The sequence below is a fragment of the Aeromonas bivalvium genome (genome assembly GCF_000819765.1).
Taxonomy (GTDB): domain Bacteria; phylum Pseudomonadota; class Gammaproteobacteria; order Enterobacterales; family Aeromonadaceae; genus Aeromonas; species Aeromonas bivalvium.
In genome coordinates this window covers 1-13891 of record NZ_CDBT01000032.1, presented here as the reverse complement: position 1 = coordinate 13891, position 13891 = coordinate 1, and the positions used below count along the sequence as shown (strand labels likewise).

12 protein-coding genes, 1 rRNA gene and 1 riboswitch are annotated in these 13891 nt (G+C 62.3%); of the genes, 6 read left to right on the top strand and 7 right to left on the bottom strand.

Going from position 1 to position 13891, the window contains the following annotated elements:
• Positions 1–101: 101 nt before the first annotated feature.
• The 5 genes from rrf to BN1119_RS11090 all read left to right on the top strand — a co-directional run bounded on the left by rrf (position 102) and on the right by BN1119_RS11090 (position 5551).
• Positions 102–216, top strand: a 5S ribosomal RNA gene (rrf, locus tag BN1119_RS11110).
• 283 nt (positions 217–499) lie between these two features.
• Positions 500–949 carry an early set domain-containing protein gene (locus tag BN1119_RS11105; RefSeq protein ID WP_041997784.1) on the top strand — a complete coding sequence of 150 codons (450 nt, stop codon included), beginning with the start codon at positions 500–502 and terminating at the stop codon, positions 947–949.
• Positions 950–1156: 207 nt separating this feature from the next.
• Positions 1157–3304 carry an adenosylcobalamin-dependent ribonucleoside-diphosphate reductase gene (locus tag BN1119_RS11100; protein WP_041997782.1) on the top strand — a complete coding sequence of 716 codons (2148 nt, stop codon included), beginning with the start codon at positions 1157–1159 and terminating at the stop codon, positions 3302–3304.
• A 9-nt stretch (positions 3305–3313) separates the two neighbouring features.
• A complete protein-coding gene (locus BN1119_RS11095) occupies positions 3314–3973 on the top strand; it encodes a TSCPD domain-containing protein (protein ID WP_041997780.1) in 660 nt (219 codons plus the stop codon).
• A 207-nt stretch (positions 3974–4180) separates the two neighbouring features.
• Positions 4181–5551, top strand: a complete 1371-nt coding sequence (locus BN1119_RS11090) for a PhoH family protein (RefSeq protein ID WP_041997778.1) — start codon at positions 4181–4183, stop codon at positions 5549–5551.
• Between the two features lie 75 nt (positions 5552–5626).
• Here BN1119_RS11090 and thiQ read toward each other — a convergent pair whose 3' ends face one another.
• The 3 genes from thiQ to thiB form a co-directional block, all read right to left on the bottom strand.
• Entirely contained in the window at positions 5627–6334 is a 708-nt protein-coding gene (gene thiQ, locus BN1119_RS11085; RefSeq protein WP_041997777.1) for a thiamine ABC transporter ATP-binding protein, read from the bottom strand.
• Between the two features lie 147 nt (positions 6335–6481).
• Positions 6482–8110 (bottom strand): thiamine/thiamine pyrophosphate ABC transporter permease, encoded by a 1629-nt coding sequence (gene thiP, locus BN1119_RS11080; protein ID WP_041997776.1) that lies wholly within the window; start codon positions 8108–8110, stop codon positions 6482–6484.
• A complete protein-coding gene (gene thiB / locus BN1119_RS11075; RefSeq protein WP_041997775.1) occupies positions 8086–9075 on the bottom strand; it encodes a thiamine ABC transporter substrate binding subunit in 990 nt (329 codons plus the stop codon). The genes thiP and thiB overlap by 25 nt, the downstream gene beginning before the upstream one ends.
• Before the next feature lie 43 nt (positions 9076–9118).
• A riboswitch (TPP riboswitch) is annotated at positions 9119–9209 on the bottom strand.
• An 87-nt stretch (positions 9210–9296) separates the two neighbouring features.
• On the opposite strand from thiB, the gene BN1119_RS11070 reads away from it, so the two are divergent.
• A complete protein-coding gene (locus BN1119_RS11070) occupies positions 9297–9587 on the top strand; it encodes a PilZ domain-containing protein (protein ID WP_041997774.1) in 291 nt (96 codons plus the stop codon).
• A 40-nt stretch (positions 9588–9627) separates the two neighbouring features.
• Here BN1119_RS11070 and BN1119_RS11065 read toward each other — a convergent pair whose 3' ends face one another.
• From BN1119_RS11065 to leuB, 4 genes are all read right to left on the bottom strand, one after another.
• Positions 9628–10563, bottom strand: a complete 936-nt coding sequence (locus tag BN1119_RS11065; RefSeq protein WP_041997773.1) for a transglutaminase-like domain-containing protein — start codon at positions 10561–10563, stop codon at positions 9628–9630.
• 116 nt (positions 10564–10679) lie between these two features.
• Positions 10680–11279, bottom strand: coding sequence for a 3-isopropylmalate dehydratase small subunit (gene leuD / locus BN1119_RS11060; RefSeq protein ID WP_041997772.1), 600 nt, complete (start codon positions 11277–11279; stop codon positions 10680–10682).
• Positions 11280–11291: 12 nt separating this feature from the next.
• Positions 11292–12689: a 3-isopropylmalate dehydratase large subunit gene (leuC, locus tag BN1119_RS11055; protein WP_041997771.1), complete on the bottom strand. Its 1398-nt coding sequence runs from the start codon at positions 12687–12689 to the stop codon at positions 11292–11294.
• Positions 12690–12721: 32 nt separating this feature from the next.
• On the bottom strand, positions 12722–13807 hold the full coding sequence (gene leuB / locus BN1119_RS11050) for a 3-isopropylmalate dehydrogenase (RefSeq protein ID WP_041997770.1): 1086 nt from the start codon (positions 13805–13807) through the stop codon (positions 12722–12724).
• Positions 13808–13891: the final 84 nt, after the last annotated feature.

Here is a 13891-nt window from a genome sequence, read left to right as displayed (position 1 = left end):
TGGTGCTTGTAGCAAGTGCGAGAACTACTTACAAATTCAGTGATAGTGACAAGCAACTAGCGAAGTCATTATTCACGTCAGCTTTCTGGATTAAGATTTTGCCTGGCGGCCATAGCGCCGTGGAACCACCTGATCCCATGCCGAACTCAGAAGTGAAACGCGGTAGCGCCGATGGTAGTGTGGCATTCGCCATGCGAGAGTAGGACACTGCCAGGCACCCAATACAAGAAACCCCGCTCACTCGAGCGGGGTTTTTTATTGCCTGAAAATCAATATATCGCCTGTTCATCGGCCTCTAGCCATCCTGCGGTTTGACGATTGCTGCCCTTCGTCTCATCCATTCCTTTCATCTGTTCGACATTCGCTCCTTGATTCAGCGTGCTGGATATAAAAAGTACGGATTGTGATGGCCTTACCTTTCTTGTGCCGAGTGCTCTGGTTTAATCCATGAGTCCACATCGATGGACCAAGGAATCACAATAATCTGAGGAATGGACACATGTTCAAGAGAACAGTAACGACGATACTGGCGGCGGGAACCCTGGTATTAGGCGGCTGCACAGCCAATGGCGGTGCAGAGCAGGCGGCAGGCAACAGCGACTTCGGTGGCAAGGCCATTTACCTGCGCGGTGAGATGAACGACTGGATGGCAACCGACGAGAGCAAGGTCGTCAAGGTGGCCGGCAAGCTCTATATGGCCAAGGGTACCCTCAAGAAAGAGTGGGCGCCCTACAAGTTCAAGTTTGCCGACTCCGGCTGGAGCTGCGGCACCAACTTCGGTTATCTGAGCCCGAGTGACGGGGTTGCCGTACTGGGAGGGGAGCCTGTGCCGGTCAATCCCTGCTCCAAGTACGAGGACATGAAGTTCTCACCGGATGCCGATGGCGTCTATGAGTTCTACCTGAATATGGCGGGCGAGACGCCGAGCGTGTACGTCAAGCAGCCCTGACATTTTTCTTCCCATTAAATCTTTCGGGAAATGAATCAGTTAAATGCCCTGGTCCAGACGTTTCTGACCGGGGCATTTTTTTGGGGATAGCATCGGCGGTCCGTGGGAGAGATACTACATATAGTATGAGTTGGTTGATATGAAACCTATCGGTTGTGTTCTTCGTTCTGTCATGACGTGGTTGCATACACATAAGGTGGCTTGAAAATGGCTAAATCCAACCCTGTGCTGGAGAGTGGACCCAACTCTGCCCTCATCCCCCTGCAGGAGACCTCCCTCGAGATCTGGGACAGCAAGTATCGCCTCAAGAGCAAGGATGGGGCCCCTATCGAGGGCACCATAGACGAGACCTATCAGCGGGTTGCCCGCGCCCTGGCGGCCCAGGAGCGCGAGCCCGATGCCTGGTATGAACCCTTCCTGTGGGCGCTGCGCAATGGCGCCATCCCGGCAGGTCGTATCACCTCCAATGCGGGGGCTTTTGAGCACAAGCCTGCCACCTCGACCATCAACTGCACTGTCTCCGGCACCATTGAGGATTCGATGGACGATATCCTCGGCAAGGTGCACGAGGCCGGCCTCACTCTCAAGGCCGGTTGCGGTATCGGTTACGACTTTTCGACCCTGCGCCCGCGCGGTGCCTTCGTCTCCGGCGCTGGGGCCTATACCTCGGGCCCGCTCTCCTTCATGGATATCTACGACAAGATGTGTTTCACCGTCTCCTCTGCCGGTGGCCGTCGTGGCGCCCAGATGGGCACCATGGATATCCGGCATCCCGATGTCGTCGAGTTTATCCAGGCCAAGCGGGAGGATGGTCGCTTGCGTCAGTTCAACCTCTCCCTGCTCATCACAGAAGCGTTCGTCAAGGCGGTGAAGGAGGATGCCCCCTGGCGGCTTATCTTCCCCTACACCGTCAAGGAGGTGGAGCAGGACGGCATAGCCCTGGACGATCCCGAGCAGGTGATCTGGGCGGACTGGCCCAACAAGGAGGGGGTGGTGATAAGCGACTCGGGGCAGGTGGCCTGCAAGGTCTACAAGACCCTGCCCGCCCGCACGCTCTGGAACGTCATCATGGCCTCCACCTACGACTATGGAGAGCCCGGCTTCATCCTGATCGACAAGGTGAACCAGATGAACAACAACTGGTTCTGCGAGGAGATCCGCGCCACCAACCCCTGCGGGGAACAGCCCCTGCCGCCCTATGGTGCCTGCCTGCTGGGGTCGGTCAATCTGACCAGGTTTGTGCGCGAGCCTTTCACCGAACAGGCGACCTTCGACTGGCCCGCGTTTCGCAAGGTGGTGGCCATTTTCACCCGCATGCTGGACAACGTGGTGGAGATAAACCAGCTGCCGCTGGCCAGACAGCGCGAGGAGATCACCGCCAAGCGTCGCCACGGCATGGGTTTCCTGGGGCTGGGCTCGACTCTCACCATGCTGCAGATAAAATATGGATCCGCGGCTTCCGTCGCCTTTACCGGACAGGTCTCCCAGGAGCTGGCGATGGCTGGCTGGCGCGAATCCCTGGTGCTGGCCAAAGAGAAGGGCCCGGCGCCCATACTGGAGCAGGAGTTCGAGGTCACCGGCAAGATGCTGCGCTTGCGCCCCGAGATGGCGGCAGATGGCATCAAGCTCGGCGACAAGGTGAAGGGCAAGGTGTTGCACGCCCGCTACAGCCGCTACATGCAGCAGGTGGCCAAGGTGGATCCCGCCCTGGTGGCCGAGCTGGCCGAGGTAGGTGGGCGCTTCACCCACCACAGCAGCATAGCGCCGACCGGCACCATCTCCCTGTCGCTCGCCAACAACGCCAGCAACGGCATAGAGCCGAGCTTTGCCCACCACTACCGCCGCAACGTCATCAAGGAGGGCAAGAAGAGCAAGGAGAGTGTGGATGTCTACTCCTTCGAGCTGCTGGCCTATCGCGAGCTGGTGAATCCGGCGGCCATGCCCTATGCCAAAGAAGCGGGGAGTCCTCTGCCGGCTTACTTCATCACCGCCGACGACATCAGCCCGGCCCAGCACGTGGACATCCAGGCCGCGGCCCAGCACTGGATAGATTCGTCCATCTCCAAGACCGCCAACGTGCCGACCGATTTCCCATTCGAGCAGTTCAAGGATATCTACCTCTATGCCTCGGACTCCGGCCTCAAGGGATGCACCACCTTCCGCTTCAACCCCGAGGCCTTCCAGGGCGTGCTGGTGAAGGAGCAGGATCTGGAGAATACGAGCTATGAGTTCACCCTGGAGGATGGCACCGTCATCACGGCCAAGGGGAACGAAGAGGTCGAATACGATGGCGAGCTGCACACCGCCGCCAACCTCTATGACGCCTTGAAAGAAGGCTATTACGGCAAGTTCTGAGGACGAGGCATGGTCAAGAAGATCGACAGGAAAATCGTCGCCTACAAGGTGAAACCCCGGGATGAACCGCAAGAAGCGCTGGCTCCTCAGGATGAGGTGGTGCACATGCACGAGACGGTACTGCGCCCGGAGCGGCTGATGGGCACCACCTACAAGCTGAAGACACCGGAACATGTCTCCGAGCATTCGCTGTTCATCACCATCAACGACATAGTGCTCAACGAAGGCACTGTGCACGAGACCCGCCGTCCGTTCGAGATCTTCATCAACTCCAAGAGCCTGGAGCACTACCAGTGGATAGTGGCGCTGACCCGCATCATCTCGGCGGTGTTTCGCAAGAGGGGGGACGTCACCTTCCTGGTGGAGGAGCTGAGATCCGTGTTCGACCCCAAGGGGGGCTACTGGAACAAGGGCAGGTATGTGCCGTCGCTCATCGCCGAAATTGGCAACGTGATCGAGACCCACCTCACCGAGCTCGGCATGCTCAAGGTGCCCGGGCCCGATGAGCATCAGCAGGCGTTCCTGGCGAAGAAGCAGGCCGAGCAACCGCAACAGGGGGACGGTTTCCCGCCCGGTGCGGCGCTTTGCTACAAGTGTCACAGCAAGGCGCTGGTGCAGAAGGATGGCTGCATGACCTGCCTCAATTGCGGCGACTCCAGGTGCGGGTAAGGGAGTGAAAGGTGATGAAAGGCCGGCCAGAGTGCCGGTCTTTTCATTGCTGCTTTTATGTTCAAGCGAGACTGATGTGCAAGCGATTTGTTGCGCAGCGGTAAAATCGGGCGTAGCGTTGGGGGTAATAAAACTGTCACGGTCGTGTGGTTTCAATGACATCTGAGATTCACACACGTGGCACCTTCAGTGCCAAGGAGGATGCTTATGGACAATGCGGACCGGAAGCTGTTTATCCTGGATACCAACGTTCTGTTACACGAACCCCTCGCCATCTACTCCTTCAAAGAGCACGACGTGCTCATCCCCATGACGGTGCTCGAAGAGCTCGACAACATCAAGGATCGCCAGAAGGATGTGAGCCGGGATGCCAGGGTCGCCATCCGTGCGCTGGAGGATGTGTTTCGCGACGCGACGCCGGAGCAGATCACCACAGGGGTACCCCTGGCCGGGGAGGCCTCGGGTCATATCTCCATCTTCAGTGACCACCATCTGCCCCAGGACGCCGAGATCTTCACCGACAAGGAGGCGGACAACCGCATCATCAACGCCGCCCTCTACCTGCAAAAGCATGAGTCCAAGCGTCAGGTGGTGCTGGTCACCAAGGACATCAACATGCGGCTCAAGGCGAAGGGCGCCGGGCTGGCCCATGTGGAGGATTATCGCAGCGACCAGCTGATCGACGACATCCGGTTGCTGGCCAAGGGATTCCAGCAGGTGCCTGGCAGCTTCTGGGAGCGGGTCGGCGAGTGCGAGAGCGAGACCCATGGCCGGGAAACCGTCCATGTAGTCGAAACCAAGCTGCTCGAGGGGGTGCATGTGAACCAGTACCTCATCGACGAGGAGAACTTCTTCGCCGCCCGGGTGCTCGAGCATGACGATCAACACATACGGCTGCGGGATCTGGGCCGCGAGCGATTGATGTCGCGCAAGGCCTGGGGTGTGCATCCCAAGAACATCTATCAGGGCATGGCCCTGGATGCCCTGCTCGATCCCCACATCGAGCTGGTGATCCTGACCGGCCCGGCGGGCTGCGGCAAGACCCTGCTGGCCATGGCGGCGGCCCTGGAACTGGTGATCGAGAAAGGGATCTACGACAAGGTGATCGTCACCCGCAACACCCCGGAAATCGCCGAGAGCATCGGTTTCCTGCCCGGCACCGAGGAGGAGAAGATGATGCCCTGGCTGGCGGCGGTGACCGATACCCTGGAGGTGCTGCACAAGCAGGACGAGAACATGAGCGGGTCGCTCAGCTACATCATGGAGAAGGCCAACATCCAGTTCAAATCGGTCAACTTCATGCGCGGGCGCAGCATACAGAACACCTTCGTCTTGCTGGACGAGTGCCAGAACCTGACCGCCTCCCAGCTCAAGACCATCATCACCCGCTGCGGCGAGGGCACCAAGATTGTCTGTTCCGGCAACCTGGCCCAGATTGACTCCAATTATCTGAGCCCGGTGACTTCGGGCCTGACTTACATCGTCGAGCGATTCAAGAACTTCGAAGGGAGCGCCAACATCTACCTCAACGGGGTGGTGCGCAGCCGACTGGCCTCGTTTGCCGAGGAAAACCTCTGATTTAACCACATAGCTGCATATGAAAAGGGAAGCCGGTCGGCTTCCCTTTTTGCTCTCTGACGCCGGGTGCCGACCTTATGGCAAGGGGGTGCGGCCAAGGTAGCGCAAGAGGCCGGGGTGATCGCTCTGTTGCAGGATATCGGGTGTGCCTTGCAGGGCGATGCGTCCCTCGTCGATAAACAGCAGCCGGTCGGCGATGAGCTGGGCATCCTCCGGGTTATGGGAGACCATGAGCACGGTAATGCCCTGCTCGCAGGCGAGGCGGGCCACTTCGGCCAGCATCTCCCGGCGCAGGGCGGGATCGAGCGCCGAGAAGGGCTCGTCCAGCAGCAGCAGCGGCTTGCCCCGCACCAGGGCGCGAGCCAGCCCGACCCGCTGTTGCTGGCCGCCGGAAAGCTGCTCCGGCAGGCGGGCCAGCATGTCGCCAAGGCCCACCCGTCCGGCAGCATCGTTCACCTGGGTCCGCTGGGCAGCACTCAGGCGCAGTCCAGGGTGCAGGCCGATGGCGATGTTGTCGAACACCGACAGGTGCAGGAAGAGGTTGTGATCCTGAAACAGGGTGGTGACCGGTCGTTCGGCCGGGCCCAGGGGCAAGAGATCCTCCCCGTCAAAGCTGAGGCTGCCGGATTCTACCGGCACGAAGCCCGCTATCATGCCGAGCAGGGTGGACTTGCCGGCGCCACTCGGTCCTATCAGGGCGGTGATCTCTCCCCTGGGCAGGGTCGCACTGAAGCTGACGCGCCAGTCGGGGTAGCTGGTGACCAGCCCATCAATGTTCAGCATGTTGTCTTCTCCAAGAGGCGGCTGGACCAACCAGGGGGGCCGAATAAGTGGTGAGAGTGCCGTGCCTCACTGTTCGGCATGTTGTCTTCTCCAGGAGGCGGTTGGACCAACCAGGGGGGGCCGAGTAAGTGGTGAGAGTGCCGGGCCTCAATGTTCGGCATGCTTTCCTCCAAGGCCTCTTTCGACCAACCAGAACAGGGAAAGACACAAGAGCAGCAGCAGCAGGGCGGTGGCGGCCGCCTCGGTCAGCCGGTAACTGCCGAGCTGTTGATAGAGCAGCCAGGGCAGGGTAGTGAGGCTCTGGCTGCCAAACATGGCGATGGCGCCGAGATCCCCGAGGGACAGTATCATGGAGAGCGCCATGGCGAGCGCCAGCGGGCGGCGCAGCAGAGGCAGCTCCACCAGGCGAAAACGATGGATCCCGCTTACCCCCAGGCTGTCCGCCAGCCTGTCATACTGGCGCACCACCAGCTGCATGGGAGCGGAGAGGGTACGCAACACATAGGGCAGGGCCATCAGGGCGTTGACCAGTACCACCAGCCAGGGGGCGAGCGCGAACACATCGGCGAAGGGCATGAACAGGATGAAGAGCCCTGTACTCAGCACCACCGCCGGTATCATCAGTATCATGGCGCCACTGGCTTCCCACAGGGCGGCGGCGCGGCGACGGCGCCTGCGCACCTTGAGGTGGCGGCTGGTGAGCAGCAGGCCGCTGCCGAGCAGGGTGGCGAGGATCCCGGCCCCGACGGCGATAAGCAGTGACTGGCCTGCCGCCTGCCACAAGGCGCGGGAGGCCAGCGCCGTGAGCAGTTCGTCATTGGCGCCGGCGATCAGGATGGCCAGCAGGGGCGGCAGGAAGATGGCGATGGCCAGCAGCAGCACCAGGCTATCGGTCAGCAGGGTGCCCGCCTGCTGGCTGTCCGGGCGCCGAGTGGTGCCTGCCCGGTTCACGCGACCGGGCGGGCTGCTCTGCAACTTGTGCTGCACCAGGAGCAGGGCGGCGGTGAGCAGCAGCTGCACCAGGGCCAGGCCACCAGCGGTGGCGAGATCAAAATCGAAGCGCAGAGCCTGATAGATGGCCACCTCCAATGTGGTGGACTTGGGGCCGCCGCCAAGGGCCAGCACTGTGGTGAAGCTGGTGAAGCAGAGCATGAAGATGAGGCTGGCCAGCCCCGGCAGGGCGGCGCGAATGAGCGGCCACTCCAGCAGTCGGAAGATATGGGAGGAGCGCATGCCGAGCTGGCTGGCCAGGCGCCAGGAGGATTCGGGGATGGTCTCCAGGCTTTGCAGTAGCAGGCGGGCCGCCAGGGGCATGTTGAAGAAGACATGGGCCAGCAGGATGCCGAACAGGCCGTACAGATAGTTGCCGGGTTCCAGTCCGAGTCCGCGCAGTAGCTGTGGCAGCCAGCCCTGCCTGCCATGGACGGCGACGATACCGAAGATGGCGATGATGACGGGCAGCACCAGGGAGAGGCCGAACAGCTTGAGCAGCAGGCGGCGACCCGGGAAGCGGCGCCGGGCCAGGGCGCGGGCCACCGGAATGGCCAGTCCCAGGCTCAGCAGGGTGGAGAGCAGGGCCTGTCCCAGGCTGAAGCCCAGCACATGGCGCAGGTAGGGATCGGCCAGCAGGGCGCGCAGGGAGAAGCTTCCCGCCTGCCACAACAGGGCGACCAGCGGCCCTAGGGCCAGCAAGAGGATGATGCTGGTGGCGCCAAGGCCCGGCAGCCACCAGAGGGGACGAGAGCCTGCGTTCACTGGGTGACGGCTTGCAGCCATTCGCGGATCCAGCCCTTGCGGTGGGTGGCCACCTCATCTGCGCTGAAGGCGAGCGGTTTGGCCACGGTGATCATCTGCTCGAACCCCTTGGGCAGTTCGGTGTTGATGACCGGATACATCCAGTTGCCGGTCGGGATCAGTTGCTGGAAGGCGGGACTTATCATGAATTGCAGGAACTGGTCGGCGAGCTTGTCCTGCATGGTGTTTTTCAGCTTGGCGGCCACCTCTACCTGGCGGTAGTGCCCCTCTTCAAACGCGGCAGCCCGATACTGGTTCTTCTGCTCGGCGATCAGATGATAGGCGGGGGAGCTGGTGTAGGAGAGCACCATGTCCGCCTCGCCGTCCATGAACATGCCGTAGGCCTCTGACCACCCTTTGGTGACGGTGACCGTCTTCTTGGCCAGCTGTTCCCAGGCGGCGGGGGCCTGGTCACCGTAGACAGACTTCATCCACAGCATCAGCCCCTGTCCCGGGGTGGAGGTGCGGGGATCCTGATAGATCACCTTGAGATCGGGGCGCTCCACCAGCTCTTTCAGGCTCTTGGGGGGCAGGGCGAGTTTGTCCTTGTCATAGACGAAGGCGAAGTAGCCGTAGTCATAGGGGACGAAGGTGTCATCCTGCCAGCCACCCGGCACCTTGAGGGCGTCGAGTTGGGTGGCATGGGGGGCGAACAGACCGCTCTGCTTGGCCTCGGCCACTAGGGCATCGTCCAGACCCAGCACCAGATCGGCCTTGCTGTGGCCCCCTTCGAGGCGCAGCCGGTTGAGGATGGCGACCCCATCTTCAAGCGGCACCAGATTGAGGGTGCAGTCACACTCCTGCTCGAAGGCCTGCTTGACCTTGGGTCCCGGGCCCCATTCGGAGGCGAAAGAGTCATAGGTATAGACGGTGAGGGTCGGGGAGGTCGCGGCCTGGGCGGCGCCGGTGAGCAGCAGGGCGGTGGCGGCGGTCAGCATGGTGTTCATCTATGGCACTCCTGTGAGGAGCCGACGGATGAGGAGGCGCCCCGCGCCTCTTGTCTCAAATTCCTCCGCCAGCATTATCTGGATCAGGTTCACGGGTATCATCTCAGCGCCTGGGCGCACCCCGTTTGAGCAAGGAGTCGCATTGTATTAACCTTCTGGGGGCCAGGCCAGCACAACTTGCGCAGTGGGCGGGGCAAGCATAACCACACCAGGAGGTTTGAGTGATCACCAGCACCAAGGAAAGACGCGCCTTCCAGCGCATGATAATCAATGCCCCCGTCACCCTCTATCAGCAGGATCTCATCCTGGTGGGGATCTGCCGGGATCTCAGCGCCAATGGCATGGGGATACTGGTCAGCGAACACGGCCTCGATCTTGGCCAGCCGATCCGGGTCAGTCTCGCCACCCACAGCAATCTGCTGCCACCGTTTGAGGCCAGGGCTCGCATCATTCGGGAGCTGGACGAGGCTGAAGGCAAGCTGCTGGCGGTGGAGTTTCAACAGATAGGTTGATGGATGCGCCCGGCAGGGGCGCATCGGCATCCCCGTCGACTCATCCTGCCTCCTCGGTACGCACCGGCTGCACGCTCAGCTGGCCGCTCTCCACCAAGACTCTGCTGCTCGGCGCCAGCTGGCCCGGGGGCAGGGGCGCTGGGCCGGTTGGCTCGAGCAACAGATAGGTCTCCCCCTCCCAGCTCAGGGTCGCCTCGCCCGCTTGAGCCGGCAGGGCCACCCCCAGCAGGGCATGACCCGGCACGAACACCATGGCCTGCTTGAGATCGGGAAAGAGCTGGGCCAGCAGGGCGGCCATCAGGGTCACCTTGCTGTCGCAATCCCCCCGGTTCTGCTCCAGCACCTGGCGCGGGGTCAGAAAGCCCTTGCCTGAGCGACCCGACTGGCTGTCGAGCAGCTGATAGGGGATGGCCTGCACGAAGTCGAGCATATGGGTCACCGCCTTCTGGCGCGCCTCTGTCTCTGTGGCGCCCTCCTGCTTGAGCTGCTCGGCCAGGGGCGCCAGCTCGGCGCGGCTCTCCAGGGCGATGCGCACATGGTCCTGCTTGATGGCGGGCTGGCCGTCGGGCGGGGTGAAGGGCTGGAAGTAGTGCTGCTTGAGCCACTCGGCCTCCAGCCTGGCCTGCTCCGGCTTGACCCATAGCGAGGCTTCCCTGGCCTTGTCGGCGTTGCGACTCTTGAGGCTGAGGGCGAGGCTGGGGCGAGAGAGGGAGAACTGCACCTCGGGGAATTCAAGCTCCGCCTGCTGCAGCAAACTCTGCAACACCTCCTCCTGCATCCTGGCCGGGCGATAGGCGATGAGCGGCGGCAGTTTGCCCGCCTCCAGCCGGTAGCTGAGTTGCTGGGCCTTGCCCTCCCTGTCCTGCCAGCCGACGTTGAGCTGGCCGCTGCTGCTGTTGAAATAGGTCTGCCCGGCGCAGGCCGGCTGCGCCAGCCAGAAGCTGCAGAGCAGGGGGAGGGCAATCGTCGTCTTCATCCAGGTGTCTCGTCGGGCATGCAGAAGTGGCGGGTCATGGTGTGAACCTTGACCTGACAATAAAACAGGGAGCCAAGGCTCCCTGTGGATTCTACTCGTTTTTTGCAACTGGCTAATTAAATCCAGCTCGGCTGCTTCGCCTCGAAGGCGCTGATGGCGGCCTCGTGTTGCAGGGTCAGGCCGATGGCATCCAACCCGTTGAGCAGACAGTAGCGGCGAAACTCATCGATCTCGAAGCCGAATGTGAGGCTGCCTGCACGCACCTGATTGGCCTCCAGATCCACGTCGATCTCGATGCCCGGCTGGGCTGCGACCAGCTGGAACAGGGCGTCGACCTCCTCCTCCTTCAGACGAACCGGCACCATGCCGTTGTTGATGGCGTTGCCGTAGAAGATGTCGGCAAAGCTCGGGGCAATGATGGTCTTGAAGCCGTAGTCTGCCAGCGCCCAGGGGGCATGCTCGCGGCTCGAGCCGCAGCCGAAGTTCTCCCGGGCCAAGAGGATGCTGGCGCCGGCGAATTGCGGCTGGTTCAGCACGAACTCGGGGTTGGGCTGCTCCCCGGCATCGTCCAGGAAGCGCCAGTCGTGGAACAGGTGCTTGCCAAAACCGATGCGGTTCACCTTCTGCAAAAATTGCTTGGGAATGATGGCGTCGGTGTCGACGTTGGCGCTGTCGAGGGGGACGACGACCCCTTTGTGTTGTTTGAATCCTGTCATCTCTCTTCCCTCTTACAGTGCGCGGATGTCGGCGAAGCGGCCGGTGACGGCGGCGGCGGCGGCCATGGCCGGACTCACCAGGTGGGTGCGGCCGGCGCGGCCTTGACGCCCTTCGAAGTTGCGGTTGCTGGTGGAGGCGCAGCGCTCTCCCGGTTGCAGCCGGTCGTTGTTCATGGCCAGGCACATGGAGCAGCCGGGCAGGCGCCATTCAAAGCCTGCCTCGAGGAAGATCTTGTCCAGCCCCTCGGCCTCGGCCTGGGCCTTCACCTGCTCGGAGCCCGGCACCACCAGGGCCTGGACCCCGGCGGCCACCTTGCGGCCACGGGCGATGGCGGCGGCGGCACGCAGATCCTCGATGCGGCTGTTGGTGCACGAACCGATGAACACCTTGTCGATGGCGACATCAGAGAGCTTCTGGCCCGGCTGCAGGTCCATGTAGGCCAGCGCCTTGCGGGCGGACTGCTGCTCCACCGGATCGGCGAAGGATTCCGGCGCCGGGATGGGTTCATTGACGGCGATGACCTGGCCCGGGTTGGTGCCCCAGGTGACCTGAGGGGCTATGTCGGCGGCGTCCAGCACCACTTCGGCATCGAATCTGGCATCGGCATCGCTCTTGAGGGTTTGCCAGTAGGCGATGGCCTGGGCCAGCGCCTCGCCGGTGGGGGCGAACTCCTTGCCGCGGATGTAGTCGATGGTGGTCTGATCCGGGGCTATCATGCCGGCCTTGGCACCCAGCTCGATGGCCATGTTGCACACCGTCATGCGCCCTTCCATGGAGAGACCCGTGATGGCATCGCCTGCGAACTCCACCACATAACCGGTACCGCCGGCAGCGCCGACCTTGCCGATAATGGCCAGCACCACGTCCTTGGCGCTGATCCCGTCGCTCAGTTTGCCGTTGACCGAAATGCGCATGGTCTTGGCCCGGCCCTGTTTCAGGGTCTGGGTGGCCATCACGTGTTCCACTTCGGACGTGCCGATGCCGAACGCGAGCGACCCGAAGGCGCCGTGGGTGGCGGTGTGGGAGTCACCGCAGACGATGGTGGTGCCGGGCAATGTGATGCCGAGCTCCGGGCCCATCACGTGGACTATGCCCTGGTATTTGTGGTTGAGATCGTAGAGGCGAACCCCGAACTCCTTGCAGTTGGCGGCAAGGGTCTCCATCTGGATGCGGGCCATCTCGCCGGAGGCGGCGATGTCCTTGGTGGTGGTGGAGACGTTGTGATCCATGGTGGCCCAGGTCAGGTCCGGGCGGCGCAGCGGGCGCTTCATGGCGCGCAGGCCGTCGAACGCCTGGGGGCTGGTCACTTCATGCACCAGATGACGGTCGATGTAGATGAGGGGGGTTTCCCCTTCCACTTCCCGGACCAGGTGGGCGTCGAACACTTTCTGATAGAGGGTCTTGGACATTGCTCTGTATTCCTTGTTATGTGCTGCGTGGCTCAGATCCGTGCGGCTATCTGGTTGCCCATCTCGGCGGTGCTCTGCACCGGGTGCTTGGCGCTGGCCTGATGCAGGTCGGCGGTGAAATAGCCTTCTGCCAGGGTCTGGGCCACGGCCTGCTCGATGGCCTGGGCGGCGGCTTCCTGGCCCAGGCTGTAGCGCAGCATCAGGGCGGCGGAGAGGATCTGGGCGATGGGGTTCGCAATGCCCTTGCCGGCGATGTCCGGGGCCGAGCCACCGGCCGGCTCGAACAGACCGAAGCCGGATTCGTTCAGGCTGGCGGAGGGGAGCAGCCCCATGGAGCCGGTGATCATGGCGCACTCGTCGGAGAGGATGTCACCGAACAGGTTGGAGCAGAGCAGCACGTCGAACTGGGACGGATCCTTGATGAGCTGCATGGTGGCGTTGTCGATGTACATGTGGTTCAGGGCCACATCCGGGTAGGATTGGGCGACTTGTGTCACCACCTCGCGCCACAGGATGGAGGAGGCGAGTACGTTGGCCTTGTCGATGGAGGTGACCCTGGCCTTGCGCACCCGGGCCGATTCGAACGCTATCTTGGCGATGCGCTCGATCTCGAAACGGTGGTAGACCTCGGTGTCGAACGCCTTCTCGGTGGCACCTTCCCCTTCACGCCCCTTGGGCTGGCCGAAGTAGATGCCGCCGGTCAGCTCGCGCACGCAGGCGATGTCGAAGCCGCGATCCGAGATGTCGGCACGCAGGGGGGAGAACTGCTCCAGGCCGGTGTAGATGCGTGCCGGGCGCAGGTTGCAGAACAGTTTGAAGTGAGCACGCAGGGGCAGCAGGGCGCCGCGCTCCGGCTGATCGTTCGGCGGCAGGTGCTCCCACTTGGGGCCACCGACCGAGCCGAACAGCACGGCGTCGGCCGCTTCGCAGCCCGCTACGGTGCTCTGGGGCAGCGGGGTGCCGTGGTTGTCGATGGCGATGCCGCCGACATCAAAGCGATCATAGTCGAGGGAGAAGCCGAATTTGGTCTGCACCTTTTCCAGTACCTTGATGGCTTCGGCCATCACTTCCGGGCCAATGCCGTCCCCCGGCAATACTGCGATCCGATAACTGCTCATACTCTCTCCGTCCTGATGTTGTCTTGAGTCCATCTGCCCAGTGACCCGATACTGCGAGCCTATACCTGTTCAGACTGTCTCCGT